Source organism: Planotetraspora sp. GP83, from assembly GCF_041262585.1.
Classification (GTDB): Bacteria; Actinomycetota; Actinomycetes; order Streptosporangiales; family Streptosporangiaceae; genus JAOEGB01.
This window is the reverse complement of sequence record NZ_JBGCBZ010000006.1, coordinates 134,822-160,758: the sequence shown is the minus strand read 5'-3', so window position 1 is coordinate 160,758 and position 25,937 is coordinate 134,822. Positions and strand designations below refer to the sequence as shown.

General features: G+C 70.8%; 25 protein-coding genes. 18 read left to right on the top strand and 7 right to left on the bottom strand.

Annotation, left to right across the window (positions count from 1 at the left end; genetic code table 11):
- Positions 1 to 71: 71 nt before the first annotated feature.
- A complete protein-coding gene (gene coaA / locus ABH927_RS10960; protein ID WP_370020471.1) occupies positions 72 to 995 on the bottom strand; it encodes a type I pantothenate kinase in 924 nt (307 codons plus the stop codon).
- A gap of 126 nt (positions 996 to 1,121) precedes the next feature.
- Here coaA and ABH927_RS10955 point away from each other — a divergent pair, with 126 nt between their 5' ends.
- The 10 genes from ABH927_RS10955 (at position 1,122) to tsaD (ending at position 9,766) form a co-directional block, all read left to right on the top strand.
- Positions 1,122 to 1,472 (top strand): holo-ACP synthase, encoded by a 351-nt coding sequence (locus tag ABH927_RS10955; protein WP_370020469.1) that lies wholly within the window; start codon positions 1,122 to 1,124, stop codon positions 1,470 to 1,472.
- Between the two features lie 64 nt (positions 1,473 to 1,536).
- Positions 1,537 to 3,063, top strand: a complete 1,527-nt coding sequence (locus ABH927_RS10950) for an NAD(P)H-hydrate dehydratase (RefSeq protein WP_370020467.1) — start codon at positions 1,537 to 1,539, stop codon at positions 3,061 to 3,063.
- Between the two features lie 52 nt (positions 3,064 to 3,115).
- Positions 3,116 to 4,300, top strand: coding sequence for an alanine racemase (alr, locus tag ABH927_RS10945; protein WP_370020465.1), 1,185 nt, complete (start codon positions 3,116 to 3,118; stop codon positions 4,298 to 4,300).
- Positions 4,297 to 5,349, top strand: a complete 1,053-nt coding sequence (locus ABH927_RS10940; protein ID WP_370020463.1) for an alpha/beta fold hydrolase — start codon at positions 4,297 to 4,299, stop codon at positions 5,347 to 5,349. Before alr ends, ABH927_RS10940 begins: the two co-directional genes overlap by 4 nt.
- The gene (gene tsaE / locus ABH927_RS10935) at positions 5,346 to 5,837 is read left to right on the top strand and encodes a tRNA (adenosine(37)-N6)-threonylcarbamoyltransferase complex ATPase subunit type 1 TsaE (protein WP_370020461.1); all 492 of its coding nucleotides are present in this window, start codon (positions 5,346 to 5,348) and stop codon (positions 5,835 to 5,837) included. The genes ABH927_RS10940 and tsaE overlap by 4 nt, the downstream gene beginning before the upstream one ends.
- A 270-nt stretch (positions 5,838 to 6,107) precedes the next feature.
- Positions 6,108 to 6,758, top strand: a complete 651-nt coding sequence (locus ABH927_RS10930; protein WP_370020459.1) for a hypothetical protein — start codon at positions 6,108 to 6,110, stop codon at positions 6,756 to 6,758.
- 2 nt (positions 6,759 to 6,760) lie between these two features.
- Positions 6,761 to 7,312 (top strand): class F sortase, encoded by a 552-nt coding sequence (locus tag ABH927_RS10925; protein WP_370020457.1) that lies wholly within the window; start codon positions 6,761 to 6,763, stop codon positions 7,310 to 7,312.
- A gap of 86 nt (positions 7,313 to 7,398) precedes the next feature.
- The gene (tsaB, locus tag ABH927_RS10920; protein WP_370020456.1) at positions 7,399 to 8,121 is read left to right on the top strand and encodes a tRNA (adenosine(37)-N6)-threonylcarbamoyltransferase complex dimerization subunit type 1 TsaB; all 723 of its coding nucleotides are present in this window, start codon (positions 7,399 to 7,401) and stop codon (positions 8,119 to 8,121) included.
- A gap of 84 nt (positions 8,122 to 8,205) precedes the next feature.
- Positions 8,206 to 8,742, top strand: coding sequence for a ribosomal protein S18-alanine N-acetyltransferase (rimI, locus tag ABH927_RS10915; RefSeq protein ID WP_370020454.1), 537 nt, complete (start codon positions 8,206 to 8,208; stop codon positions 8,740 to 8,742).
- Positions 8,729 to 9,766: a tRNA (adenosine(37)-N6)-threonylcarbamoyltransferase complex transferase subunit TsaD gene (gene tsaD, locus ABH927_RS10910; RefSeq protein ID WP_370020452.1), complete on the top strand. Its 1,038-nt coding sequence runs from the start codon at positions 8,729 to 8,731 to the stop codon at positions 9,764 to 9,766. Before rimI ends, tsaD begins: the two co-directional genes overlap by 14 nt.
- Positions 9,767 to 9,786: 20 nt before the next feature.
- Here the strand turns inward: tsaD and ABH927_RS10905 are convergent, their stop codons facing one another.
- Entirely contained in the window at positions 9,787 to 10,599 is an 813-nt protein-coding gene (locus ABH927_RS10905; RefSeq protein WP_370020450.1) for a hypothetical protein, read from the bottom strand.
- A gap of 185 nt (positions 10,600 to 10,784) precedes the next feature.
- Entirely contained in the window at positions 10,785 to 11,969 is a 1,185-nt protein-coding gene (locus ABH927_RS10900; protein ID WP_370020448.1) for a THUMP-like domain-containing protein, read from the bottom strand.
- 261 nt (positions 11,970 to 12,230) lie between these two features.
- Here ABH927_RS10900 and groES point away from each other — a divergent pair, with 261 nt between their 5' ends.
- The 4 genes from groES to ABH927_RS10880 all read left to right on the top strand — a co-directional run bounded on the left by groES (position 12,231) and on the right by ABH927_RS10880 (position 15,326).
- On the top strand, positions 12,231 to 12,545 hold the full coding sequence (groES, locus tag ABH927_RS10895) for a co-chaperone GroES (protein ID WP_082776538.1): 315 nt from the start codon (positions 12,231 to 12,233) through the stop codon (positions 12,543 to 12,545).
- A gap of 70 nt (positions 12,546 to 12,615) precedes the next feature.
- Entirely contained in the window at positions 12,616 to 14,235 is a 1,620-nt protein-coding gene (gene groL, locus ABH927_RS10890) for a chaperonin GroEL (protein ID WP_370020446.1), read from the top strand.
- Positions 14,236 to 14,484: 249 nt separating this feature from the next.
- The gene (locus ABH927_RS10885) at positions 14,485 to 15,111 is read left to right on the top strand and encodes a sigma-70 family RNA polymerase sigma factor (RefSeq protein WP_261581838.1); all 627 of its coding nucleotides are present in this window, start codon (positions 14,485 to 14,487) and stop codon (positions 15,109 to 15,111) included.
- Positions 15,108 to 15,326, top strand: coding sequence for a hypothetical protein (locus ABH927_RS10880; protein ID WP_261581192.1), 219 nt, complete (start codon positions 15,108 to 15,110; stop codon positions 15,324 to 15,326). Before ABH927_RS10885 ends, ABH927_RS10880 begins: the two co-directional genes overlap by 4 nt.
- On the opposite strand, the gene ABH927_RS10875 is transcribed toward ABH927_RS10880, so the two are convergent.
- Together ABH927_RS10875 and ABH927_RS10870 are read right to left on the bottom strand one after the other, a co-directional pair.
- Entirely contained in the window at positions 15,287 to 15,664 is a 378-nt protein-coding gene (locus ABH927_RS10875) for a DUF5319 domain-containing protein (RefSeq protein ID WP_370020444.1), read from the bottom strand. The two genes, ABH927_RS10880 and ABH927_RS10875, sit on opposite strands and share 40 nt — an antisense overlap.
- A 90-nt stretch (positions 15,665 to 15,754) precedes the next feature.
- On the bottom strand, positions 15,755 to 16,747 hold the full coding sequence (locus ABH927_RS10870) for a LuxR C-terminal-related transcriptional regulator (protein ID WP_370020442.1): 993 nt from the start codon (positions 16,745 to 16,747) through the stop codon (positions 15,755 to 15,757).
- A gap of 390 nt (positions 16,748 to 17,137) precedes the next feature.
- Here ABH927_RS10870 and guaB point away from each other — a divergent pair, with 390 nt between their 5' ends.
- Together guaB and ABH927_RS10860 are read left to right on the top strand one after the other, a co-directional pair.
- Positions 17,138 to 18,625 (top strand): IMP dehydrogenase, encoded by a 1,488-nt coding sequence (gene guaB / locus ABH927_RS10865; protein WP_370020440.1) that lies wholly within the window; start codon positions 17,138 to 17,140, stop codon positions 18,623 to 18,625.
- 50 nt (positions 18,626 to 18,675) lie between these two features.
- Positions 18,676 to 19,794, top strand: coding sequence for a GuaB3 family IMP dehydrogenase-related protein (locus ABH927_RS10860; protein ID WP_370020438.1), 1,119 nt, complete (start codon positions 18,676 to 18,678; stop codon positions 19,792 to 19,794).
- Positions 19,795 to 19,883: 89 nt separating this feature from the next.
- Here the strand turns inward: ABH927_RS10860 and nagA are convergent, their stop codons facing one another.
- Positions 19,884 to 21,026 carry an N-acetylglucosamine-6-phosphate deacetylase gene (nagA, locus tag ABH927_RS10855; protein WP_370020436.1) on the bottom strand — a complete coding sequence of 381 codons (1,143 nt, stop codon included), beginning with the start codon at positions 21,024 to 21,026 and terminating at the stop codon, positions 19,884 to 19,886.
- Positions 21,027 to 21,172: 146 nt separating this feature from the next.
- Here nagA and ABH927_RS10850 point away from each other — a divergent pair, with 146 nt between their 5' ends.
- Together ABH927_RS10850 and ABH927_RS10845 are read left to right on the top strand one after the other, a co-directional pair.
- The gene (locus tag ABH927_RS10850) at positions 21,173 to 21,940 is read left to right on the top strand and encodes a DeoR/GlpR family DNA-binding transcription regulator (RefSeq protein WP_370020434.1); all 768 of its coding nucleotides are present in this window, start codon (positions 21,173 to 21,175) and stop codon (positions 21,938 to 21,940) included.
- A 123-nt stretch (positions 21,941 to 22,063) separates the two neighbouring features.
- A complete protein-coding gene (locus tag ABH927_RS10845) occupies positions 22,064 to 23,818 on the top strand; it encodes a glycerol-3-phosphate dehydrogenase/oxidase (protein WP_370020432.1) in 1,755 nt (584 codons plus the stop codon).
- Between the two features lie 93 nt (positions 23,819 to 23,911).
- Here ABH927_RS10845 and ABH927_RS10840 read toward each other — a convergent pair whose 3' ends face one another.
- Complete coding sequence (locus ABH927_RS10840) at positions 23,912 to 25,900, bottom strand: beta-propeller domain-containing protein (protein WP_370020430.1); 1,989 nt, start codon at positions 25,898 to 25,900, stop codon at positions 23,912 to 23,914.
- Positions 25,901 to 25,937 lie beyond the last annotated feature (37 nt).

The window sequence follows — 25,937 nt, the reverse complement described above, 5'->3', positions numbered from 1 at the left end:
GTACCGCTTGAAGCCGCCGCCGGGCCTCCATCACAAGGATGAGTTGCCAATCACGCCGAGGTCGTACCCGCTCAGGTCCGGCGCAGCCGTACGCGCCGGACGGAGTGGTCGGGGCCCTTGCTGAGGATCAGCCCCGCGCGGCCACGGGTGGGGGCGATGTTCTCGACGAGATTGCGCTCGTTGATGTCCCGCCACACGTTCTTCGCGAACTCGGTGGCCTCTTCGTCGGACAGCTCGGCGATATGCGTGAAGTAGGACTTCGGGTCGGCGAAGGCCGTACGGCGCAGCTTGTGGAACCTGTCGACGTACCAGGCCCTTATGTCCTCCATGCGGGCGTCCACGTAGATGGAGAAGTCGAAGTAGTCGCACACGGCCAGCGCGGTCGGCGGCGCGGGCTGCAGGACGTTGAGGCCCTCGACGATCAGGATGTCCGGCCGGTGGACCGTCTGCACCGCGCCCGGCACGATGTCGTACTCCAGGTGGCTGTAGACCGGGGCGTCCATGGACGCGCGGCCCGCCTTCACCCCGGCCACGAAGCGCACCAGCGCCCGCCGGTCGTAGCTCTCCGGAAAGCCCTTGCGGTGCATGATCCCGCGCTCCTCCAGCACCTTGTTGGGGTGGAGGAAGCTGTCGGTGGTCACGAGATCGACCCGGGGGTGCTCGGGCCACCGGGCGAGCAGGGTGTGCAGCAGGCGCGCGGTGGTCGACTTGCCGACCGCGACGCTCCCCGCGATGCCCAGCACGTACGGCACGCGTTCCGCACGCTCGCCGAGAAAGGCGCCGACGGTCGCGCTCCGCTGCCGCGAGCCCGTGAAGTGGAGGTTGAGGAGGCGGGTGAGCGGCAGATAGATGTCGGTCACCTCGGCCAGGTCGATGGGGTCGTCGATGCCCCGCAGCTCCTCCAGCTCGGCCTCGGTGAGGGTGAGCGGCGTGTTCTTGCGCAGGTCTCTCCACTGGGCCCTGCTGAGCTCGACGTACGCGTCCCCATCTGCCACGTCGGCCAAGCGTACTCATCGCCCTCGCTCAGGCCGCCGCCGGGTCGTGCACAGCCTGTGGACAAAAATCGATGGATTACGCCACGGCGAAAGGGGGGAAGGGTTGACTTTCATTAGGCTGGCCACGTGATCGTGGGCATCGGGGTCGACGTGGTGGACGTGGCGCGTTTCGCGGCGGCGCTGGAGCGCACGCCCGCGCTGCGGGGGCGCCTGTTCACCGAGGCCGAGAGCGGCCTGCCCACGAAGTCGCTGGCCGTGCGGTTCGCCGCCAAGGAGGCGGTCGCGAAGGCCCTCGGCGCTCCGCCCGGCCTCAGCCACGTCGACGCCGAGGTCGTCACGGACGAGAACGGCAGGCCCGCCGTACGGATCACCGGCAGGGCCGCGGAGGTGGCCCGCGAGCTCGGCGTGAAGAGGTGGCACGTGTCCCTCTCCCACGACGGCGGCGTGGCGATCGCCTACGTGATCGCCGAGTCATAGAGATCCCCCGAATGGCCGGGGGCGGTGATCGCGTCCGTGATCTCCTGCGGCTACCGTCGGACGCATGCGGACCGCGTACACCTCTGACCAGATCCGGGCCGCCGAGCTGGCGCTCATGGCCAGACTCCCCGAGGGCACGCTGATGGAGAGAGCGGCCGCCGGGCTCGCCGTCGTGTCCGCCGGCCTGCTCACCGGCGTCCACGGCAAGGTGTACGGCTCGCGCGTCACGCTGCTGATCGGCAGCGGGGACAACGGCGGCGACGCTCTCTACGCCGGAGCCCGGCTGGCCCGCAGGGGAGCCCGGGTCACTGCGATCCTGGCCGGATCGCACACCCACGAGGGCGGCCTCGCGGCGCTGCGGACGGCGGGCGGCCGCGCGGCCGAATACGACCGGGAGAAGGCCCGCGAGCTCATCGAAGGCGCCGATCTCGTCATGGACGGGCTCGTCGGCATCGGCGGCGCCGGCGCGCTGCGGGAGCCGTACGACACGCTGGCGCGGATGGCCGCCGAGACGCCGGCCCTGGTCATGGCGGTGGACGTGCCGAGCGGGGTGGACGCGAGCACCGGCCGGGTCGAGGGCCCGGCGGTCAGAGCCCACGTGACCGTGACGTTCGGCGCGTACAAGAACGGCCTGCTGATCGATCCGGGGGCCTCTCACGCGGGCACGGTCGAGCTGGTGGACATCGGGCTGGGGCCCTACCTGCCCGACCCCGACGTGGCGGCGATGACCGACGAGGACGTGGCCGAGTTCCTGCCCCGGCCGGGCGCGGAATCCGACAAATACCGCCGGGGAGTCGTCGGGATCGCCGCGGGCAGCGACCGGTTCACCGGGGCGGCCGTGCTGACGGTCGGCGGCGCCATCCGGGCGGGGGCGGGCCTGGTGCGCTTCGCGAGCTCGATCGAGCCGGTCCGGCAGGTCAGGGCCCGCTGGCCGGAGGCCGTGACGACGGTCCTGGAAGCGTCGCTCATGCGCAAAAGCTCGCTCGACGACGTCGGGCGCGTGCAGGCGTGGGTGCTCGGCCCCGGGCTCGGCACCGGCTCCGAGGCCCATGCGGTGGCCCGTGCGGTGCTGGCCGGCGGGGTTCCCGTGCTCGTGGACGCCGACGGGCTGACGCTCGTGGCCAAGGACCGGGCGCTGCTGCACAGGACCGCCCCCACGGTGATCACCCCGCACGCGGGCGAGCTGTCGCGCCTGCTCGACGTGCCGAGAGAGCGGATCGAGGCCCGGCGGCTGGAGCACGTGCGGCGGGCCGCGGCCGAGCTGGGCGTCACCGTGCTGCTGAAGGGCTCCACGACCCTCATCGCCGAGGAGCACCGGCCCGTGCGGGTCAACACCACCGGCACGCCCTGGCTCGCCACCGGAGGCACCGGAGACGTGCTGTCGGGCATCGCGGGAGCGCTGCTGGCCGCCGGGTTGACCGGCTACGACGCCGCCTCGTGCGCCGCCCACCTCCACGGCCTGGCCGCCAGGATCGCCGCCACGGGCGGCATTCCGTCCCGGGGTGAGGGCCGGGCGCACGGGCGTGCGGGGGCTCCGATCGCCGCGCTGGACGTGGCCATGGCGCTTCCCGACGCCATCCGGGCGCTGTGATGGGGGCGCCGATCGGTCCCGGGCACGTCAGGCCACCTGACACACTGGGAAAATGAGCTTTTCGACAGCGCCCCTGGTCACCCCGGCCGAGGCGCGGGTGGATCTTGCCGCGATCCGGCACAACGTAGAGCTTCTGGCGGGGCACGCGCCCGGCGTCGCGATGATGGCGGCCGTCAAGGCGGACGCCTACGGGCACGGCCTGGCACCCGTCGCTCAAGCGTGCCTGGAGGCGGGGGCCACGCGGCTCGGCACCGCGTTCCTCAGGGAGGGCCTGGCGCTGCGCGAGGCAGGGATCACCGCGCCCATCCTGTCGTGGATCATCACGCCGGGTGAGCCACTGGACGACGCGGCCGTCCAGGAAATCGAGCTGTCCGCGGGCGCGCCCTGGGCGCTCGACGAGATCGCCGCCGCGGCGAACCGCACCGGGCGGACGGTCCGGGTCCATCTGAAGGTGGACACCGGCATGTCGCGCGGCGGGGCGCCGCTGGCGGACTGGCCGGCGCTCGTGGACCGGGCCCTCGCCGTACAGGCCGGGGGAGCCATCGAGATCGCCGGCCTCTGGTCGCACTTCGCCTGCGCCGACATCCCCGGCCACCCCTCGATCGACGGCCAGGTCTCCGCGTTCGACGAGGCACTGGGCATCGCGGACAAGTTGGGCGTGCCGAGCACCGCCATCCGGCACATCGCCAACTCGGCCGCCACGGTGACACTGCCCCGGACCAGGTACGACATGGTCCGTCCCGGCATCGCCGTGTACGGCCTGAGCCCCATCCCCGAGCTCGGCGACTTCGCGCTCCGCCCGGCCATGACACTCACGGCCAGGCTCGCCAACGTCAAGCGGGTCCCGGCGGGCACGGGCGTGTCGTACGGCCACCTGTACGTGACCGAGCGGGAGACCACGCTTGCTCTCGTTCCGCTCGGGTACGCGGACGGGATCATGCGCGGTGCGACGAATACGGCGGAGGTGCTGGCGGGCGGGAAGCGCCGGCGCGTCGCCGGGCGAGTCTGCATGGACCAGTTCGTCATCGACTGCGGTGACGACGCGGTGGAGGAGGGCGACGAAGTGGTTCTCTTCGGGCCCGGGGACAATGGCGAGCCGACATGTCAGGAATGGGCGGATTCCCTGGGCACGATCACTCATGAGATCGTGACGAGGATCGGATCCCGCGTGCCCCGCGTCCACGTAGACGGGCTGCGTGGAAAGGCTGAGCCGCGGTTGCGAGGAGAGCAGGTATGAGCACACGTCGCAGGGTCGGCATCGCTGGAGCCATCGTCGGTGCGGCATCGGCGGGCGTGGCCGGGGCCGCCCTGGCCAAGAGGTACGCCGTCGGCCGCATCCGGCTGCGCCCCGATCTGGAGGCGAGCGAGCCGTTCGGCGAGCTGCGGGGACGTCCGGTGACGCTGACGACATCCGACGGTGTGCGGATCCACGCCGAGGTGGACGGCGTCGAGGACGCGCCGCTCACCGTGGTCCTGTGCCACGGCTACTGCCTTACCTCGGACTCATGGCACTACCAGCGGCGTGACCTCCGGGACACCTACCGCCTCGTCCTGTGGGACCAGCGCTGTCACGGCGAGTCGGCGCGGGCCGAGGCGCAGGACTGCACGATCGACCGCCTCGGTGAGGACCTGGCCCTCGTGCTGGAAGAGCTCGTCCCCGGCCCCTGCGTGCTCGTCGGCCACTCCATGGGCGGCATGACCATCATGGCGCTCGCCGACCGCCGGCCCGAGCTCTTCGGTGACAAGGTCCGCGGCGTGTCCCTGATCTCCACCTCGGCGGGCAAGCTCGCCGAGATGACCCTCGGGCTGCCCGCCCTGGTGTCCAAGCTGGTGCACCGCGCCGTGCCCTCGGCGGTGTCGGTCATGCGCAAGAACGGCACACTGGTGGACCGGGGCCGCGAGGTGGGCACCGACCTGTCGTTCCTCGCGCTGCGCCACCTCGGCTTCGGGGACTCGAAGAACGTGAGCCCGACCGTGGTCGACTTCGTCGAGTCGATGATCCGCGCCGTCCCGGCCGAGGTCATCGCCGACTTCTATCCTGCTCTCATGTCGCACGACAAGCTCACGGCACTCGACGTGCTCGACAAGGTCCCCACCGCGATCATCGTCGGCGAGCGCGATTGGCTCACGCCGCCCGACCACAGCAGGGCGATCGCGGCAGCCGTACCGACCGCGCAGCTCACCACGGTGCCGGACGCTTCGCACCTCGTTCAGCTGGAGCGGCCCGACATCGTCAACGACGCGCTCCGCGAGCTGCTGAAGCGGGCAGAGCGGGGTGACGCATGAGCGGCGCGGCATCGCCGGGCTTCCCCGGGATCCCGGGCGGGGAGCTCGCCGCGGCGACGGCCGAGGAGATGCGGGCCCTGGGCGCCGGGGTCGCGACGCTCCTCCGAGCCGGGGACCTCGTCGTGCTCAGCGGGCCGCTCGGCGCGGGCAAGACCACGCTGGTTCAGGGCATCGCCGAGGGACTCAAGGTCCGCGGCCCGATCACCTCGCCGACCTTCGTGATCGCCCGGGTCCACCCGTCGCTGTCGGGCGGTCCCGCACTGGTGCACGCGGACGCCTACCGGCTCGGCGGCTCCCTGGAGGTCGACGACCTCGACCTGGACGCCTCGCTGGACGAGTCCGTCACGGTGGTCGAGTGGGGCGAGGGCCTGGTCGAGGGGCTCTCCGAAGAGCGGCTGGAGATCCACATCGAGCGCGGCGACGAAGGCGAGCGGCGGCTGGTCCGCCTCCACGGCGTCGGCCCCCGCTGGTCCGCCGTCACCGTCTGACGAGTGTCCGGCTCACCCGCCGCACCGTCTGCTCTGTGGGGAACCCGCGCATGATCACGCGCGGTGTGTCCGCAGCGTGTATGGCATGCCGGGGAATCTGTGCATGATCACGGCGATTTTGGGGGGTGATTTGGGCGATCTAGGCCCGTAATCGGCGCAGTCCTTGACGCATCTCCCGAAACCTGTGGATCATCAGCGGAAAGAAGATCCTTAGCCATGGATTGGCATAGATTTTCTGGGTAGATGACCGGGCGTGGGAGGGGTGGGCCGATGAGCAGGATCACGCAGGTCGCCGTCGCGGGATTGGTCCTGTTCGGCGCGCTCGGATGTTCGGCGCAGGCCCAGACGGCGGCCGCCAGCCCCACGATCACGCTGACCCCGGCGCTGCCGTCGCCGGTCGTCACGATCTCCCGCCAGGACATCCATGTCGAGGTGATCCCGTCCAAGATCGTCGGTGGGGCGACCAGGACCATTCACATCACGGCTCGCTGCCCGTTCCCGCAGGGCGGTCCCGAATACCGCGCCACCGCCCGGTCCGACGCCTTCACCGGCCTCGTGACGCTGGTTCCCCCGGCCGCGAGCCGTGCCGCCACGCCCTCGCCCGCGACGCCCGGCGTCCCGCAGGTCACCGGCGGCGCCGCCGTCAAGGCCGACGCCAAGCCCGGTGGCTACAAGGTTCAGGTGCGTTGCGAAGCCACCAACGACATCGGCAGCGCCTCGCTCCGGATCGTGGGGCCGGCGGCCCCGACCCACACGCACACGAAGTTCCCCACGCGGGCGCCGCATGCCGGCGGCGGCGGCACGGCCGCGGGCGGCCCGGCGGACGACTCCGGCCTGCCGACGGGCGTCACCGTCGTCGTGCTGCTGGCCGCTCTCGGTGTCGGCATCGGCGTGGCCCACCGTAGGCGTTCAGGGGCCTGACCTTGGCGGTTTCATCCCGGTGGGTGATCGTGGCCGGGATCGTCACCGGGCTGGCGCTGTTCGCGGCGGGCGGCGGCAAAAGCGAGACGCGGCCCGCCCCGCGCTCCGCGGTCGTACCCGAGCGGATCGACATCCCCACGCTCAGCCTCAAGGCGCCGCTCATGAAGCTCGGGCTCTCCGACCAGGGCGACGTCGAACTGCCGCCGTTCGACAAGCCGTCCACCGCGGGGTGGTACACCGGCAGCGCCGTCCCCGGCGACGCCGGAGCGTCGGTCATCATCGGGCACGTCGACACCAAGACGGCCCCCGCCGTGTTCTTCCGCCTCCGCGACCTCCGCAAGGGCGCGCTGGTCAAGGTGCTGCGCAGTGACGGCAAGACCGCCGAGTATCGGGTCGACTCGGTCGAGCGGGTGCCCAAGGACAGCTTCCCGGCCGAACGCGTCTACGCCGAGAACGGGCTGCGCCTGATCACCTGCGGGGGCGACTTCGACTGGACGCACCACCAGTACCGCGACAACGTCATCGTCTACGCCTCCCTGATCCGCGACGCCTGACCGCTCCAACGTCCCCGCCCGGTAACGCGCCCTGTCTGGCCGGGGTGCGGCTTCCGCGTGCCGTACAGCGACTACGCTTGACGTTCGTGCTTGTCTTGGCCTTCGACACCGCCACCCCCGCCGTGACGGCCGCGCTGCACGATGGCAGCCGCGTGCTGGCCGAGTCGACGACGATCGACGCCCGGCGGCACGGGGAGCTTCTCGCTCCCGCCGTCGAGCGGGTCCTCGGCGATTCCGGCGCGACGCTCAGGGACGTGACCGCGATCGTCGCGGGAACCGGCCCCGGGCCGTACACCGGTCTCCGGGTCGGCCTGATGACCGCCACGGCGCTCGCCACGACCGCCGGGGTGCCCGCGTTCGGCGTCTGCACTCTCGACGCGCTCGCGTACGCCGCCGGCATGCCGGGGCCGTTCCTCGTGGCGACGGACGCGCGGCGCAAGGAGGTCTTCTGGGCGAGGTACGGCGATGCCAGCACCCGCCTTGACGGTCCGCGCGTCGACAGGCCCCACGACCTTCCGGGGGACCTGCCGGTCGTCGGAGCCGGAGGCCGGATGTACGCGGACGTGATCGGCCCGAGCCGGGTGTCCGGACCCGATCACCCATCGGCCGGAGCGCTGGCGGCGCTCGCGGCGGAGCATCTCGCCGGGTTGAGCCCGGACCAGGCACGGGAGCTCGCGCGGGTGCCGGAGGGGCGCGTCGACTCGGTGGAGAAGGCCCGGGAGCTGACCGTGCTCGGCCCCGCGCGGCCGATCTACCTGCGCCGCCCGGACGCCCAGATCCCCGGTGCGCCCAAGAAGGTGACCGCGTGACCACCGGCCTCCGCGACCGTGCGACCGGGGCGGCGGGATGACGGGCCCGATCGGCCTGGTGGCACGATTCAGCCTGGTGGCACGATGACCGCGCAAGCCGTACTGCGCCAGATGACCCTGGACGATCTGCCCGAGATCATGGCGATCGAGCGGAGCACCTTCCCCGCCGACGCCTGGAGCGAGGGGATGATGCGCGGCGAGCTGAACGACCAGCCGCGCACGCGGCACTACGTGGTCGCGCTCGTCGGTGACACGATCGTCGGGTACGCCGGGCTGGCGGCGGCGGCCGACCAGGCGGACATCCAGACGATCGCGGTCCTGCCCGAGCACCGTAGGTCCGGCATCGGGGCCGCGCTCATGGAGGCGCTGCTCGCCGAGGCCGTACGGCGTGGCGTGACCACGGTGTTCCTCGAGGTGCGAGCGGACAACGCGCCCGCCCAGGCGATGTACGAGCGGTTCGGCTTCCAGCGGTTCGGGCTGCGGCGGCGCTACTACGACGACGGTACGGACGCCATCACGATGGTGAGGGAGCTCGGCGAGCCGGATGAGCTCGGTGAGTTGGATGAGCTAGACGAGCTGGGTGAGCTCGGTGAACGAGGGAGCGGGCATGAGCAGGCCTGACGGGCCGATTGTCCTGGGAATCGAGACGTCCTGCGATGAGACGGGCGTCGGCATCGTCCGAGGCCACACTCTGCTGGCCGACACGATCGCCTCCAGCATGGAGGAGCACGCCCGCTTCGGCGGCGTGGTGCCCGAGGTCGCCTCGCGCGCCCACCTGGAGGCCATGACGCCCACAGTGGAGAGCGCGCTCGCCAAGGCGGGTCTCCGGTTCTCCGACATCGACGCCGTCGCGGTGACGGCCGGCCCCGGCCTGGCCGGTGCCCTGCTGGTCGGTGTCGCCGCCGCCAAGGCGTACGCGCTGGGCCTGGGCGTGCCGCTCTACGGAGTGAACCACCTCGCCGCCCACGTGGCCGTCGACCAGCTCGAACACGGCCCGCTTCCGAAGCCGGCCATCGCGCTTCTGGTGTCCGGCGGCCACTCGTCGCTGCTGCTCGTGCCCGATGTCGCCCAGGACGTGGTCTCCCTCGGCTCCACCGTGGACGACGCGGCGGGAGAGGCGTTCGACAAGGTGGCCCGCGTGCTCGGCCTGCCGTTCCCCGGCGGCCCGTACATCGACCGCGCCGCCCGTGAGGGATCGGGCGCGGCGGTCGCGTTCCCGCGCGGCAAGCTGGACGACGGCACGCTCGACTTCTCGTTCTCGGGCCTGAAGACGGCGGTCGCCCGATGGGTGGAGGCCCGGGTCGCCTCGGGCGAGACGGTGCCGGTGGCCGACGTCGCCGCGTCGTTCCAGGAGGCGGTCGTGGATGTGCTCACCCGCAAGGCGCTGCAAGCCTGCGCCCGCTACGACGTCAAGGACCTGCTGATCGGAGGCGGTGTGGCGGCGAACTCGCGGCTGCGCGCGCTGGCCCAGGAGCGGTGCGACGCGGCGGGAGTACGGCTGCGCGTGCCGCGCCCGGGCCTCTGCACGGACAACGGCGCGATGGTGGCCGCGCTCGGGTCGGAGCTGCTCGCCGCCGGAGTGGAGCCCTCCTCGCTCGAAATCCCGGCCGACTCTTCCCTCCCCATCGCCGCCATCCACGTCTGACGCGGGCCCGGGGGCTGTCGTCAGTCGTTGGGGGTGCGTGCCGGGCGGAGGAGGGCTTCGGCCAGGGCCAGGATGGTCTCCTCCAGGGCGGAGAGCCGGCGGGCCACGTCGGTGGTGGCGGGCTCCACGATGGCGGAGAGCGCGCCGGAAACGGCCTCGGTGAGCTCCTCGCGGTCGGGCCGGGCGCGGATGGCGTCGAGCAGCGGGGCGATCGCGGTCGCGGCGGCGGTGATGTCCACGTTCATCCCCGCGACGGCCGTGCGCAGGTCGCCGATCTCCAGCTCGGAGGGCAGCTTGGACAGCCGCTCGGTGACGCCCTCGACCCGGTCGTCCACCGTGTCGAGGCGGTCGAGCACCGCGCCCTCCAGCCTCTCGGTGCGCTCGGTCAGCTCGGTGACGGCCTTGTCGAGCCGGGTGAAGCGCCCCCCGGCGGCCTCCATGCTTCCGTGGACCTGGCCGAGGCGCTGGGTGAACTCGCTCACCAGGTCGGCGACGCCCTGGGTCTGGGTGCTCACCTCGTCCACCCGGTCGCGGAGCAGCTCCACGTGCTGGGCGAGGCCCTCGGCCCATGTGGGCGGCCGGGTCGTCATGTCGTCGAGCCGGCCGGTGACCACTTCGAGCGCGCCGCTGAGGCTTCCGAGCTCACGCTCCCGCACCTCGCGGAGCAGCCATTCCATGCCTTCGAGGCGCTGCCGGATCTCGTCCAGCACGGCTCCCTGGGTGCGCTGCTCGTAGACGTGGTCCTGCGCCGCGCGGGCCAGCAACTCGCGCATCCGGTCGGAGACGGCGGTCTGGCTTCCCGCCTGGAGGAGGGTGTGGCTGGAGTGGTCCACCGGGAAAGCTCCTTCACTCGCCGACGCGGTATCGGTCCGGTCTCGCGGAGATACGAATAGGCGGACGTGGCCGCGCGGCCAACTGTAGGCCCTGTGCGGCACGGCTTTGGGGCGGACTGTAAAAGGTCGCAATTCTCGATGGATTGCCCGGTTTCGTAATAGCCCAGCCGATCGTTCCTGGTGTATCAGCCCAGCTCAGGTGGATTGCAGAGCAGGACGTACGGCCGGTCCTCAATGCGGGTGAGCACGACGACTGCCGAATTCTCCCCGGAAAGCCGGAGGTCTTTCCGCAATCGCTCGATATCGACCGCTGAACCTCGCTTCTTGATGGTGAGGTTCCCTATTTTCCGGGTTCTGAGGGTGGCTCTGAGCTGCTTGAGCGAGAACGGCATCATTTCCGTGACTTCGTAGCACGATGCCCATTCCGTGGGGACGAGGCGGTCGCCGGTGATGTAGGCGATCCTCGGGTCGAGGAGACGGCCGCCGACCATCGCGGCCACCTCCGCGACCAGATGGGCCCGGATCGCCGCGCCGTCGGGCTCGTAGAGGTAGCGGCCCACCGGCCCGGTCTCCACGCCCGTCCCGGACGGGGTCAGCGTCGTCCCCGAGGGCAGCATGGTCGCCCGTCGCCCGGTCGTCCCCGCTCCCACCCAGATCGCCGCCTCCTTGACCTCCCCCTTGAAGGAGACCCACTCGGCTTCCGCGCCCTCCGGGATGAACTCGTACGGGATGCCGGGGGCGACCTTCAGGCAGGCCGCGCTCGCCCGTGAGACCAGGTCGAGCACGGCGGGCCAGGTGGGGGAGTAGGCCATCGGGTCGAAGACCCGGCCCCTCGCCCCACGCCGCGCCGGGTCGGCGAACAGCAGGTCGTAGCCCGAGGGGTCCGTCTCGGCGGCGTCGGCCGTACGGACGTCGACGAGACCGGAGAGGCCCAGAGCGGCGGCGTTCGCCCGGGCGACCTCGACGGTCAGCGGATCGAGGTCCACCGCGTCGACGGCGAGGCCCGCGCGGGCGAGGGCGATGAGGTCGCCTCCGATCCCGCAGCACACGTCGAGGACTCTCGGGGCGGCCGAGCCGGTCACCTCGCGGGCGCGCCGGGCCCGGTGGGCGGCGACCTCCGCGCGGGTGGCCTGCTCCAGCCCGTGGGGCGTGAAATACATCACGGCGGCGTCTTCGCCGAATTTCGCCTTCGCCCGCTCGCGCAGCCCCGCTTGGGTGAGCGCCGCAGAGGTCAGCGCGGCGGAATGCGTCTTGCGTAGGGCGCTCGCCGCCGCGACCGGGCCGGCGCCGGCGGTCACGAGCTCCACGGCCTCGGCCAGAGCTTTCCGCCCCGCCGGATCGAGCAGCTCACGAAACGCCTGAAGGTCCACGCCTCCCGACGTTAGCGCCTCGCCGTACGACCTCCGGACCCCGGAAGGGCGGCGGCGGGCGGCGCCCCGCGGAACCGGCTCACAGGTGAAGCGACCTGCGACGCGGGTTCGTGTTGACTGTCACGGCGCCCTTGCATACTGTTTCGTGTTGGCACTCGCCTATCGAGAGTGCCAACAGCGACGAGGCAGGTCTGACACCCGCGACGGCAGGCCGCTGGTCGCCTCTTCAGCTCATTCATCGCAATCTGAAGGGGAGGTCCGATCGTGACGACCGCCACTAAGGTTCCCGTTAAGCCGCTTGGTGACCGCATCGTGGTCCAGCCGCTTGAGGCCGAGCAGACCACCGCTTCCGGTCTGGTCATCCCGGACACCGCCAAGGAGAAGCCGCAGGAGGGCAAGGTCCTCGCTGTCGGCCCTGGCAACTGGGACGAGGACGGCGAGAAGCGGATCCCGCTCGACGTCAAGGAGGGCGACGTGGTCCTCTACAGCAAGTACGGCGGCACCGAGGTCAAGTACGGCGGCGAGGAGTACCTGGTGCTCTCGGCTCGCGACGTGCTCGCCATCATCGAGAAGTAGGCCGCGCAAAGCATGAGGAGCCCCGGGACGCACACGCCCGGGGCTCCATTGCTCTCATAAGGAGACTTGAATGCCCAAGATCCTGGAGTTCGAAGAGGACGCGCGGCGCGCTCTTGAGCGTGGTGTGAACGCCCTCGCGGACGCCGTCAAGGTGACCCTCGGCCCCCGTGGCCGCAACGTCGTCATCGACAAGAAGTTCGGCGCCCCGACCATCACGAACGACGGTGTGACCATCGCCCGTGAGGTCGAGCTGGACAAGCCGTACGAGAACCTCGGCGCTCAGCTCGCCAAGGAAGTCGCGACCAAGACCAACGACGTCGCCGGTGACGGCACCACCACGGCGACCGTCCTGGCCCAGGCCATGGTCCGCGAGGGCCTGCGCAACGTGGCCGCGGGAGCCCAGCCGCTCGCCCTTAAGCGCGGCATCGACCTGGCCGCCAAGGCGGTCAGCGACAGGCTGCTGGACAGCGCCCGTCACGTCGAGGACAAGAAGGAGATCGCGAACGTCGCGACGATCTCCGCCCAGGACGCCAAGATCGGTGAGCTGATCGCCGAGGCGTTCGACAAGGTGGGCAAGGACGGTGTCATCACCGTCGAGGAGTCCAACGCCATGGGCCTGGAGCTGGAGTTCACGGAGGGGCTCCAGTTCGACAAGGGTTACCTGTCGCACTACATGGTGACCGACCAGGACCGGATGGAGTCGGTCCTGGAGGACCCCTACATCCTGATCACCCAGAGCAAGATCTCCTCGATCGCGGACTTCCTTCCGCTGCTGGAGAAGATCGCGCAGACCAAGAAGCAGCTTCTGGTCATCGCCGAGGACGTCGAGGGCGAGGCCCTGGCCGTCCTGGTCACCAACAAGATCCGCGGCACCTTCACCTCGGTCGCGGTCAAGGCCCCCGGCTTCGGCGACCGCCGCAAGGCCATGCTGCAGGACATCGCGATCCTCACCGGCGGCCAGGTCGTCAGCGAGGAGGTCGGCCTCAAGCTGGAGCACGTCGGTCTCGAGGTGCTCGGCACGGCCCGCCGCGTCGTCGTCACCAAGGACACCACGACGGTCGTCGACGGCGCCGGCGAGGCGAAGGCCATCGAGGACCGCATCCGCGAGATCAAGCTGGCCGTCGAGCAGTCCGACTCCGACTGGGACCGCGAGAAGCTCCAGGAGCGCCTCGCGAAGCTCTCGGGCGGCGTCTCCGTCCTCAAGGTCGGCGCGGCCACCGAGGTCGAGCTCAAGGAGAAGAAGCACCGCCTGGAGGACGCGATCTCCGCGACCCGCGCCGCGATCGAGGAGGGCATCGTCTCCGGCGGTGGCTCCGCGCTCGTGCACGTGTCGAAGGCGCTGGACGACCTCGGCCTGACCGGCGACGAGGCGACCGGTGTCTCGATCGTCCGCAAGGCGCTCGTCGAGCCGGCCCGCTGGATCGCCGAGAACGCCGGCCTGGAGGGGTACGTCGTCACCTCCAAGATCGCCGACATGAACGTCGGTGAGGGCCTCAACGCCGCCACCGGCCAGTACGGCGACCTGGTGGCCCAGGGCGTCATCGACCCGGTCAAGGTCACCCGCTCGGCCGTGCAGAACGCCGCGTCCATCGCCGGCATGCTGCTGACGACCGAGGTCCTCGTGGTCGACAAGCCCGAGGAGGAGGCCCCCGCCGCCGGTGGCGGTCATGGCCACGGTCACGGCCACTGAGCTGCGCGCCACCGGGCCGGAGGCCCGGCGATGAGCACGGCGATGAATACGGCTTCCGCCTCGGTCGAGGTGGGAGCCGTACTTCGTTTACCTGGTCAGAGCCTCTGACAAATATCCGATGATTTGGCCATTTGTATTGGAATGTTCCAACGCTGTGGTGTTCGAATGATTACAGAGCGTTATCGACGCGTCAATGTGACCAATCCGTAGCCGTTAACCATGACGACATGCACGATCGTGGCGGGCATCATGCCTAACGTGACCGAGGGACGCGTCGCCGACGCCGCAACTGGGGTAAGGCTTGCGACGAGATCGGATGAGTCCGACCTCAGGGAACTGACCAGCCTTGCCGTACAGGGAGATCGCACCGCGATCGAATCGCTTCTAGGACATCTGCGCCCGATGGTGGTGCGTTACTGCAGGGCCCGTCTCGGCAGGGTCTCCGGTCACTACCACATCGCCGACGACGTGGCGCAGGAAGTCTGCATCGCGGTGCTGTCGGCCCTGCCGCGCTACCGGGACATGGGCCGGCCGTTCGCGTCGTTCGTGTTCGGGATCGCGTCGCACAAGGTCGCCGACGCCCTGCGCAGCTCCGTCCGCTCCGCCGTGCCGACTCAGGATCTGCCGGACGGGCCCGACGAGGGGCCGGGGCCAGAGGAGACGGTGGTGCGCTACATCGAGGCGGAGCACGCCCGCGCTCTTCTGTCCCGCCTTCCGGACAACCAGCGCGAACTACTCATCCTGCGAGTGGTTTCGGGTCTTTCAGCCGAGGAGACCGGTAATGTACTCGGCATGTCACCAGGTGCTGTCCGGGTCGCCCAGCATCGCGCTCTCGCCAGGTTGCGGCAGCTCGCCGAGCTGGAGTCGATTGCGTGACCACGAAACGTCGTCGTACGGCACGCCTACTCGGGTCGTACGACGATGCCGACGTGGAGGGCGACGTACTGCGGACCGACGCAGTCCTTGACGCGCTGGCCCGCCGTGAGCCCGTGGCCTCAGGAGCCGACGCCGCCGTCCGCCTCCTCGGCGCGCTCATCGCCGACGTGGAGAGTCAGCGGCTCTCCTCGGTGTCGATCACGCCGTCGACGTAGCCTCTGGCATACTCCCAGCTGACGTAGTCGGCCGGGTCGGGCTGGAAGGCGGGCTCGTGGACCTGCGGGCGGCCGTTGTCGATCATCTGGCGGAGGTTGCCGCGGAGCAGGTCCCAGTCGAAGTAGTGCTGCTCGCCGCATTCCGGGCAGTCGAGGACCAGCCCGAGCACGCCTTGGGGCTCCAGCAGGGAGCGGAAGACCTCCACGTCGGCGAGGTCGGTCAGCGCCTCGTCCCGCTCGGCGAGCGTGAGCGGCTCCGGGTCGTCCGGCTCGCCCAGCTCCGCGGCGGGATCGTTAGGGTCGTCCGCGAACGGGTCGCGGGGGACGTCTTCCAGCACGCATCCCACCTTATGACCAGGACTCGCCATGGTGAACGAAACCGGGCCTGCTCTGCTCATCGGGTGGCCGGCTTGACGGCGCCCCCCAGGTCACAGCCATCCCCGGCGGGCGGCCTCGGCCCCCGCGTGAAAGCGGGTGTGCACGCCCAGCTCGGCCATGGCCTCGGCGAACCTGGTCCGGACGGTGCGGACGGAGACCCCGAGGTGGCGGGCGATGCTCTCGTCGGAGAGTCCCTGCGCGGCCAGCCTCAGCACCTGGTGCGCGCCGTTCGGGGACTCCACGGGTGTGGCGCGCGCCCAGAGCTCCTCGAAGAGGGAGCGCAGCGCCGCCACGACGATGGGGGCGCGGACGAGGGAGCAGTTGTAGGCGTGCTCCGGCAGCGAGTCGCCCCACTCCGCGGGCAGGCCGGCCGTGTCCTCGCCCAGGGCGAAGAACCAGCTCGGCACCCGGTCGAGGGTCCGGATGCCGGCGCCGGCCTCGGCGAGCCGGTCGCACACCTTCCGCACGCCCGGAGCCGTCATGACGGAGACGGGGATGACGGCCCGCGACGACAGGACACCGTCCTTGATCGCCTGGATCCAGGGCCCGGTGTACTTCTCGGCGAAGTCGCTCATCGTGCGCCGGTCGGCGATGGCGAAGACCATGTCGGCCGGGGGGTTCTGCAGGGCCAGGCCGACGACGCTCTCGTACAGCTCGTCCGCCCCGCTGACCAGCTCCACGGCGAACCGGCCGCTCTGGTAGTCGCGCCCGGCGTCGTAGTGGTGGGTGAGCCGGCCGACGGAGGTCAGCGCCTCGTCGATCTGGCGGCTCTCCCGGGCGAGCCGGTCCAGCCTCTCGGCCACCAGCCGCCCGATCGCCGCCGCCGGGTGGCGGGCGAGGTACTTCCCGTGCTGCTCCTCGACCGCGCCGAGCCGTACGAGCTGGGTGAGCCGGTCGAGCACGTCGTCCGCGCGCTGGTCCACGGCGTAGGCGAGCTCCGTGAGCGTCGCCCGGTGGAGTTTCAGCACCGTCGTGTAGAGGACGGTCTGGTCCTGTGTGAGGCCGAGGGCTTCGAGAGGGTCCGCGTTCCGGGTGGTACTCATGGCTCGCTCCGTTGGTCGCCTCGCATCGCGTCGTGAGAATAGCTCTGATCTCCGCTGCGGTACCGGGACCTTCGCACATTCAAGGCGCCGGCATGGATTTTCGAAACGCGAACAAATGCAACTTTGTGCAGTTGCACGTTGAGACATTGCGCATCGACGTTCCGTGACGCATCCTTGACTTAGCGTTAGCCGTGACGCCGCGTTACTCGGGCGCGGAGGGGGGCTCGATGGCGTGGCCAACGCGACGCCGCACAGTGGGGGGACCGGTCTCCGGTCCCCCCACTTTCACGTGCGGCGGCTCTTGACAGGACCGGCGGACCGGGTTTGGGGACGACCACTAGACTGACCTCGGGGTCTGGCGAGGGACCCGCCAGGCAGGAGGGGTTGGAGATGGCCAAGTTCACCGAACCGGGGTTGACGTTCGACGACGTGCTTCTGGTTCCCGCCTACTCGGATCTGCAGCCGGGTGACGCCGACACCACGACCCGCCTCTCGCGGAACGTCGTCCTGCGGATCCCGCTCGTGTCGGCCGCCATGGACACGGTCACCGAGGCGCGCATGGCCGTCGCGATGGCCCGCCAGGGCGGCATCGGCATCCTCCACCGCAACCTCTCCATCGAGGACCAGGCCGGACAGGTCGACCTCGTCAAACGCTCCGAGGCGGGCATGGTCACCAACCCGGTGACCTGTTCCCCCGATGACACCCTGGCCGACGTCGAGCGGCTCTGCGCCACCTACCGGATCTCCGGCGTGCCGGTGACGGACGCCGAGGGCGTCCTGGTTGGAATCGTGACAAATCGCGATATGCGGTTTGAGACCGACCAGAGCAAGGCCGTCCGTGACGTCATGACCGGAATGCCGCTCGTGACCGCCCCCGTCGGAGTCTCCCGCGAGGAGGCGTTCCGGCTGCTCCGCCAGAACAAGGTCGAGAAGCTGCCGCTCGTCGACGAGACAGGTCGCCTGCAGGGTCTGATCACGGTCAAGGACTTCACCAAGAGCGAGCAGTATCCCCTGGCCACCAAGGACGCCCGCGGGCGGCTGATGGTCGGCGCGGCCGTCGGCGTCGCGGGCGACGCGGAGCAGCGCGCGATGGCGCTGATCGACGCCGGAGCCGACGTCATCGTGGTGGACACCGCCCACGGCCACTCGCGCGGCGTGTGCGACATGATCGCCAAGATCAAGGCCAACGCGAACGGCCGGGTGGACGTGATCGGGGGCAACGTGGCGACCCAGGCCGGCGCCCAGGCGCTGGTCGACGCGGGCGCCGACGCGGTCAAGGTGGGCGTCGGCCCCGGCTCCATCTGCACGACCCGCGTCGTCGCGGGCGTCGGCGCGCCGCAGCTCACCGCGATCTACGAGGCCGCGCTGGCCGCCGGGCCCGCGGGCATCCCGGTCATCGGCGACGGCGGCCTGCAGTACTCGGGGGACATCGCCAAGGCCCTCGCCGCGGGAGCCGACACGGTCATGCTGGGCTCGCTGCTGGCGGGCTGCGAGGAGTCGCCCGGCGAGCTGATCTTCATCAACGGTAAGCAGTTCAAGTCCTACCGGGGCATGGGCTCGCTTGGGGCGGTCCGCAACCGCGAGCGCGGCGGGACGTCCTTCAGCAAGGACCGCTACGCCCAGTCCGAGGTCTCCGGCGAGGACAAGTACATCCCCGAGGGCATCGAGGGCCAGGTGCCCTACCGCGGCCCGGTCGCCGCCGTGGCCCACCAGCTCGTCGGCGGCCTGCGGCAGGGCATGTGGTACACCGGGTCCCGGACGATCGGCGAGCTGCACGAGAAGGCGCAGCTCATGCCCATCACGTCGGCGGGGCTCAAGGAGAGCCACCCCCACGACATCCAGATGACGGTCGAGTCTCCCAACTACCACCGCCGCTAGGACGATTCGGCCCGACGCCGTACGCACATGAATGGGAAAGAATAGGCCATATGACTCAGGTGGAGATCGGGCGCGGCAAGAGCGGGCGGCGCGCGTACGCGCTGGACGAGATCGGCATCGTGCCCTCCCGGCGCACCCGTGACCCCGAGGAGGTGTCGATCTCCTGGCAGATCGACGCCTACCGGTTCGACCTGCCGCTCGTGGTGAGCCCGATGGACAGCGTCGTGTCCCCCGAGACCGCGATCCAGATCGGCCGGCTGGGCGGCCTGGCGGTCCTCGACCTCGAAGGGCTGTGGACCCGCTACGAGGACCCGGGGCCGCTGCTGGAGGAGGTCGCGGCCCTCGACCAGGCGGCCGCGACGCGGCGGCTGCAGGAGATCTACACCGCTCCGATCCAGGACGAGCTGATCGGGCGGCGCATCGAGCAGATCCGCGCCGCGGGCGTCACCGCCGCCGTACGGCTGTCGCCGCAGCGGACCGTGCAGCACCACAAGGCCGTGATCGACGCGGGCGTGGACATCTTCGTCATCCGCGGCACCACGGTCTCCGCCGAGCACGTGTCGGGCCGGGCGGAGCCGCTGAACCTGAAGCAGTTCATCTACGAGCTCGACGTCCCGGTCATCGTGGGCGGCTGCGCGACGTACACGGCCGCGCTGCACCTCATGCGGACCGGCGCCGCGGGCGTGCTGGTCGGCTTCGGTGGCGGCGCCTCGCACACCACCCGCAACGTTCTGGGCGTGGTCGTGCCGATGGCCACAGCGGTCTCCGACGTGGCCGCGGCCCGCCGCGACTACATGGACGAGTCGGGCGGCCGCTACGTCCACGTCATCGCCGACGGCGGCATGGGCGGCTCGGGCGACATCGCCAAGGCGATCGCCTGCGGCGCCGACGCCGTCATGGTGGGCTCGCCGCTCGCGCGGGCGGCCGAGGCCCCCGGCCGGGGCTTCCACTGGGGATCCGAAGCCCACCATCCCGAGCTGCCGCGCGGCAAGCGCGTCGAGTTCGGCACGATCGGGACGCTGGAGGAGATCCTGCACGGCCCGTCGTCCGTGGCGGACGGCTCCATGAACCTCATGGGCGCGCTGCGCCGGACGATGGCCACCGCGGGCTACTCCGACCTGAAGGAGTTCCAGCGGGTCGAGGTGGTCGTCGCCCCACCGCAGCCGTGACCACCACCCCTATGTGCGTGATCACGCACAGACCGGGCCGGGGCAGGGGGCCGGCGTGGTGCGGTGGTGCCGGGTCAGGTGTTGGCGGGTCAGGTGGCGGCGGGTTCGCGCACCCACGCTCCGCGTTTCATGACGCCGGCGAGTCGTAGGTCGTCGTCGAGCACGACCAGGTCGGCGTACTTCCCGACGGAGATCGAGCCGATCTCGCCGTCGAGGCCGAGGACGCGGGCAGGGGTGAGGGAGGCCATCAGCGCCGCCTCGACCAGTGGGAATCCCACCTCGCGGACCGTGCGGCGGAACGCCACGTCCATGGTCAGCGTGCTGCCGGCGATCGAGCCGCCTTCGGCCAGCCGGGCCACGCCGTTCTCGACGTTGACGGTCATCTGGCCGAGCGGGTAGCTCCCGTCGCCTATGCCGGCCGCCGCCATCGCGTCTGTGATCAGCGCCGTACGGCTCGCGCCCGCCTCGTGCATGGCGAGCCTGAGCATCGCCGGGTGGACGTGGACGCCGTCGTTGATCAGCTCGACCGTGACCCGCTCATCCTGGAGCAGGGCGGCGATCGGGCCGGGGGCCCGGTGGTTCAGGGACGGCATGGCGTTGTAGAGGTGGGTGGCCACGGTGCCCCCGGCCTCGATGCCCGCGATCGTCTCCTCATAGGTGGCGTCGCTGTGGCCGAGCGCGGCGATGACGCCCTCGGCGGCGGCGTCCCTGATGACGTCGAGCGCGTTCGGCAGCTCGGTCGCGATCGTGAGCATGCGTACGTGGCCGCGCCCCGCCTTGAGCAGCGCCTGAAACTCCGCCCGGTCCGGGTCGCGGAGCAGCGCCGGGTTGTGCGCCCCGCAGCGGGCCTTCGAGATGTACGGACCCTCGAAGTGGATGCCCGCGATGAGGCCCTGTTCGCACAGGTCGGCCAGCGCGGACGCCGCCCGGGCCAGGGTGTCGGGGGCCGCGGTGACCAGGCTGGCCAGTGCGGTCGTGGAGCCGTGCCCGAGATGGAAGGCCGCGATCGCGGCGGCCGTCTCGGGATCGCCGTCCGGGTAGGAGCCGCCGGCCCCGCCGTGGGTGTGGATGTCGACGAACCCGGGGACGACCGTGCGCCCGCCGAGGCCGTGCCCGTTGCCGGGCGCCGGGCCCCGGCCGATGTGGGTGATCCGGCCGTCCTCGATGGTGAGCCAGCCGTCGTGGACTCCGTCCGGAGTGACGACGCGGAGGTCCGAGAGAGTCACGCTCATGCGGCCATCTTTCCGGTCAGGGTGCCAGGATCACAGAGCTGGTGAGGTGAAGCGGCTCGCCGAGGTCGAGCCGGTGTGACTCGCCACAGGCGGCTCCTCGCTCGTTTCTGCATTGTTTATATCAAAATGGAGCATTATTGTGCAGCATGAGTCGGTATGAACGGTGGAACGCGCTGCTGGAGCTGCTCGCCGGGCAGGGACGGCTGAGCGTGGAGGAGGCCGCCGCGTCGCTTGACGTGTCGACGGCCACGATCAGGCGCGACTTCGACGAGCTGGCCCGCCAGCAGATGATCGTGCGGACGCGCGGCGGGGCGGTCGCGGAGAGCGTCAGCTACGACCTGCCGCTGCGCTACAAGACCGCCAGGCACGCCGGGGAGAAGCAGCGCATCGCCGCCGCGGCCGCCGAGCTGGTGTCCCCCGGCGCCGTCGTCGGCATGAACGGTGGCACCACCACCTCCGAGGTGGCCAGGGCGCTCGCCCTGCTGGCCGACGCCGAGCGGCCGTCGACGATCGTGACGAACGCGCTGAACATCGCCGCTGAGCTGACTGTGCGGGGCAACCTGAAGATCGTGGTGGTAGGCGGGGTGGTCCGGCCGCAGTCCTACGAGCTGATCGGGCCGCTCGCCTCCGGGGTGATCGGGCAGCTCTCGCTCGACACCGCCTTCCTCGGGGTGGACGCTCTGGATCTCGCGGGGACGTACGCGCACGACGAGGGCGAGGCGGAGGTCAACAACCTCCTGATCCGCCGAGCCGCCCAGGTGGTGGCGGTGGCCGACAGCTCAAAGGTCGCCCGCCGGGCGTTCGCCCGGATCTGCGCGCTCGACGCCGTCGATGTTCTCGTGACCGACACCGGGGTGCCGGACACCGTTGCGGCGGAGTTCACCGAACGCGGAGTGAAGGTGCTGCGCGCCTGATCTGCCCAGGTCAACCCGAATATTGGAAGATCATTGGGAAAGGGGGTTAGAGGTACGATTTGCGGGTGACTACCCACGGGTAGAAAACGATCGCACAGGCGAAAGCCGTACAGAGGGAGCCCTATGACGGCGCGGATGGGCATGGCGCGGCTCGGCCCGGCAGAGCGTTCGGCGGCACTGTCCCGGATGGAATCGCAGGAACTCGACGTGGTCGTGATCGGCGGCGGCGTGGTCGGGGCCGGTGTCGCTCTGGACGCCGCCACCAGGGGCCTTTCCGTGGGCCTCGTCGAGGCGCGGGACTTCGCCTCCGGGACCTCGTCGCGCTCCTCCAAGCTGATCCACGGCGGCCTGCGCTATCTGGAGCAGTTGAACTTCGACCTGGTCAGGGAGGCCCTGCAGGAGCGCGCGCTGCTGCTCCAGCGGATCGCGCCCCACCTGGTCAGGCCGGTGCCGTTCCTGTTCCCCCTGACCCACACGGGCTGGGAGCGGCCGTACGTCGGGGCCGGGCTGGTGCTCTACGACTCGCTGGGCTTCTCCTTAGGCTTCAACCGCGGCGTCCCCGGCCACCGGCACCTGACGCGGCGGCGGGCCCTGCGTATCGCGCCCGCGCTCAAGCGGTCGGCCTTCACCGGGGCGGTGCAGTACTGGGACGCCCAGGTAGACGACGCCCGCTACGTGATGACCATGCTCCGCACGGCCGCGACGTACGGCGCGCTCGTGGCGTCGCGCGCCCAGGCTGTCGGCTTTCTGAGGGAGGGGGAGCGGGTCACCGGGGTCCGGGTCCGCGACCTGGAGACCCCCTCAGCGACGGGGGCCCAGACGGACGTGCGCGCCCGCCAGGTCGTCAACGCCACCGGCGTGTGGACCGACGAGATCCAGGAGCTGGTCGGCGGGCGTGGCCAGATCCACGTCAAGGCGTCGAAGGGCATCCACCTCGTGGTGCCGCGCGACCGGATCCAGTCGGTGACCGGGATCATCATGCGCACCGAGAAGTCGGTGCTCTTCGTCATCCCCTGGGGGCGGCACTGGATCATCGGGACGACCGACACGGAGTGGACCCTCGACAGGGCCCATCCGGCGGCGTCCAGGACCGACATCGACTACCTGCTCGATCATGTGAATTCCGTCCTGTCGGTGCCGCTGACCAGAGACGACGTGGAGGGCGTCTACGCCGGCCTACGTCCCCTTCTGGCCGGAGAGTCGGAGGAGACCTCGAAGCTCTCGCGCGAGCACGTGGTGGCCCACCCGGTGCCCGGCCTGGTCATGGTCGCCGGCGGCAAGTTCACGACGTACCGCGTGATGGCGGGCGACGCGGTCGACGCGGTCGCGCACGGGCTCGACCAGCGCGTGCCCCCGTCGTGCACCGACCAGGTGCCCCTGGCCGGGGCGGAGGGCTACCAGGCGCTGTGGAACTCCCGTCACCGGCTCGCCCGGTCCTCGGGCCTGCACGTCGCCCGGATCGAGCACCTGCTCCAGAGGTACGGCTCCATGATCGACGAGGTGCTCGACCTGATCGAGCGCGACCCCTCGCTGGGCCGGCCGCTGAGCGGCGCGGACGACTACCTGCGCGCCGAGATCGTGTACGCCGCCACGCATGAGGGGGCGCGGCACCTCAACGACGCGCTGACCCGGCGGACCCGCATCTCGATCGAGACCTTCCACCGGGGCTCCGCCGTGGCGCAGGAGGCCGCCGAGCTCATGGCCAAGCCGCTCGGCTGGGACGCGGAGCAGGTGAAGCGGGAAGTGGAGTACTTCACCAAGCGGGTGGAGGCCGAGCGGGCCTCCCAGGAGCAGGACACCGACCAGGAGGCCGACGCGATCCGCCTCGGCGCTCCCGAGATCGTCCCCGTCGCCCTCCCGGAGGGCCGCCCGGTCTGACGCTTCCCGCGCCGACGGGTCTTGTACGGTCATCCGGCCAGGGAAATCGCTTTCCGCCGCCCGCCATCGCTCAGATGACCGTACAAGAAGGTTTCACTCGAAGGGGATCCACGCCTGGTCGGCGAGGCTCGCCGCGTCACTGACCTTTAGACCGAGGTCGGAGACGGTCCAGAGGCTCCCGCCGATCACGAGGCAGCGGCGGATGCCGGGGTCGTACCGTTCCGGGCTACCGGACCGGGGGTGGGTGATCAGGCCCTCCTTGGTGATCCCGCTGTCGCCGACCTTCAGCACGATGGCCCCGCTGCCACCGTCGCCCCAATCAGACACGGGGACCATGGCCAGCCCCGACTCGGGCCAGTAGAGGAAGGCGTGCGGGTCCCACTCGGCCTCCGAGCCTGAGCTCTTCTGCAGGAACCGGGACAGGATCCGCGGGGAGGCCGGGTCGTTGACGTCGAACAGGGAGATCTGCGTACCCTCGACCTGGCCCTTGGCGTTCGCCTCCTGGCCGATGCCGAGCAGCCGCCCGGGACCGCCCGGGTGCAGATAGGACGAGTATCCGGAGATCTTCAGCTCGCCCGTGACCTTCGGGGCGGCCGGGTCCCGCAGGTCCAGCGTGTAGAGCGGGTCGGTCTGCTGGAACGTCACCACGTATCCGAGGTCGCCGATGAACCGGACCGAGTAGATCCGCTCACCCTTGCCGAGGCCCGTCACCGCGCCCACCTGGGCCAGCGTGTCGGCGTTGAGCACGTAGACGCCGCTGTCGCTGGTCCCCTGGCTCGCGCCGAAGACCTCGGCGTTGGAGGTGGTCGCCACCCGGAGGTTGCCCTGGTGCTCCGACAGTGAGTACTGGTTCAGCAGCCGTCCCGGGACGACCCCCGAGCCCACGTATCGGGGGGCGCCGGAGCCGCTGATGTCGAACCGGTGCACCTCCGTCTGCTCGGGCGGCGCGGTCGGCGTCGGGGACGGCTCGGGCGACCCGCTCGCCGCCTGGCCCGGCTCCGGCGTCGCCACCGCGTCGTCGATCGCCATCGGGTTGGACCACCAGCGGGGGTTGCTCGTCACGTAGAGGCTGCTCTGCGTGCCGTACACGGTGTCGCCGTCGGCCGCCACGCTGATCGGCGAGTCCGAGTCGAACGCGGTGGACGGGTCGGCGGCGAGATCGATCGTGTGAACGGTCAGCATCGACGTCCCGGTGAACTCGGCCGGGTGGCTGACCTGCTCGCATTTGACCTTCTCCGTACGGCTCGCGCCGCCGGACTCGACGGTGAACCGCGGCAGCCACGCGTCGATGGGCGCGGACATCACGGCTTCGCGGTTGCGCTTGAGCAGCTTGGACTCGGCGGTGTCGGGTTTCGCCTCAGGGAACGCGATCTCCGGCTGCGACCGGACGACGATCCGCACGGTGGACCCCACCTGGCGGGCGTCCACGTGGCCTCCATGGACGCTCAGCGACCCGAGCACCCTGGGCCGGCCGGACAGGTCCACGATCACGTACTTCGGGTCCGACAGCCCGGGCCGCATCTTCGCCATCGCTCCGAACGGCAGCAGCCCCTGACCCTGGATGAGCACCAGCGCGCGGTCTCCGGAGATCAGCAGGTCGGCCGGCGACCAGCTCTGCTCCGGCGGGAGGAGCCGCAGCGTCCCGGTGACCTTCCTGGTCGCGGTGTCCACCACCCGCAGCACGCCCTGGTTGACGGTGACGATCCGCTTGCCGTCGGTCTTGACCAGGTCGGGCTCGTCCACCCCCGCCTCGTGGACGTTGGTCGTCGAATACGACTCGCCACCCGTGGCCGCTACCTTGGCGTTGGGCGCCACGTCCATCCGCTCCTCCATGTACAGGAGGTTGGCCCCGAGGCCCCACGGGGTGACGTTCTTCGCGGTGGCCTCCCGCAGCCCGGCCAGCATGTCGTCGCAGCTCGTGTAGGAGACGAGCTTCACCTTCCCGGTCAGGTCCACGGTGCCCCCGCGGCCCCCGCCGCCCCCGTCGTCCCCCGGAGCCTGTGCCGCACGGCCCGCGGAGCACGCCGCGGCCAGGATCGCGGCCAGCGCGAGCGTGCCTGCCGTACGAATCGATGTCCTCATGCCCCCTAGGACGGATCGCACCGGGCTCCGGTTCGAG

Bases quoted from the DNA above. Each gene is read 5' to 3' on its own strand.
- ABH927_RS10870 (WP_370020442.1), bottom strand. From the start codon at position 16,747: ATGAGTACCACCCGGAACGCGGACCCTCTCGAAGCCCTCGGCCTCACA.
- guaB (WP_370020440.1), top strand. From the start codon at position 17,138: ATGGCCAAGTTCACCGAACCGGGGTTGACGTTCGACGACGTGCTTCTG.
- ABH927_RS10885 (WP_261581838.1), top strand. From the start codon at position 14,485: ATGCCTAACGTGACCGAGGGACGCGTCGCCGACGCCGCAACTGGGGTA.
- tsaD (WP_370020452.1), top strand. From the start codon at position 8,729: ATGAGCAGGCCTGACGGGCCGATTGTCCTGGGAATCGAGACGTCCTGC.
- tsaE (WP_370020461.1), top strand. From the start codon at position 5,346: ATGAGCGGCGCGGCATCGCCGGGCTTCCCCGGGATCCCGGGCGGGGAG.
- rimI (WP_370020454.1), top strand. From the start codon at position 8,206: ATGACCGCGCAAGCCGTACTGCGCCAGATGACCCTGGACGATCTGCCC.
- ABH927_RS10845 (WP_370020432.1), top strand. From the start codon at position 22,064: ATGACGGCGCGGATGGGCATGGCGCGGCTCGGCCCGGCAGAGCGTTCG.
- ABH927_RS10850 (WP_370020434.1), top strand. From the start codon at position 21,173: ATGAGTCGGTATGAACGGTGGAACGCGCTGCTGGAGCTGCTCGCCGGG.
- ABH927_RS10940 (WP_370020463.1), top strand. From the start codon at position 4,297: ATGAGCACACGTCGCAGGGTCGGCATCGCTGGAGCCATCGTCGGTGCG.
- alr (WP_370020465.1), top strand. From the start codon at position 3,116: ATGAGCTTTTCGACAGCGCCCCTGGTCACCCCGGCCGAGGCGCGGGTG.
- ABH927_RS10950 (WP_370020467.1), top strand. From the start codon at position 1,537: ATGCGGACCGCGTACACCTCTGACCAGATCCGGGCCGCCGAGCTGGCG.
- nagA (WP_370020436.1), bottom strand. From the start codon at position 21,026: ATGAGCGTGACTCTCTCGGACCTCCGCGTCGTCACTCCGGACGGAGTC.
- ABH927_RS10860 (WP_370020438.1), top strand. From the start codon at position 18,676: ATGACTCAGGTGGAGATCGGGCGCGGCAAGAGCGGGCGGCGCGCGTAC.
- groL (WP_370020446.1), top strand. From the start codon at position 12,616: ATGCCCAAGATCCTGGAGTTCGAAGAGGACGCGCGGCGCGCTCTTGAG.
- ABH927_RS10840 (WP_370020430.1), bottom strand. From the start codon at position 25,900: ATGAGGACATCGATTCGTACGGCAGGCACGCTCGCGCTGGCCGCGATC.
- ABH927_RS10930 (WP_370020459.1), top strand. From the start codon at position 6,108: ATGAGCAGGATCACGCAGGTCGCCGTCGCGGGATTGGTCCTGTTCGGC.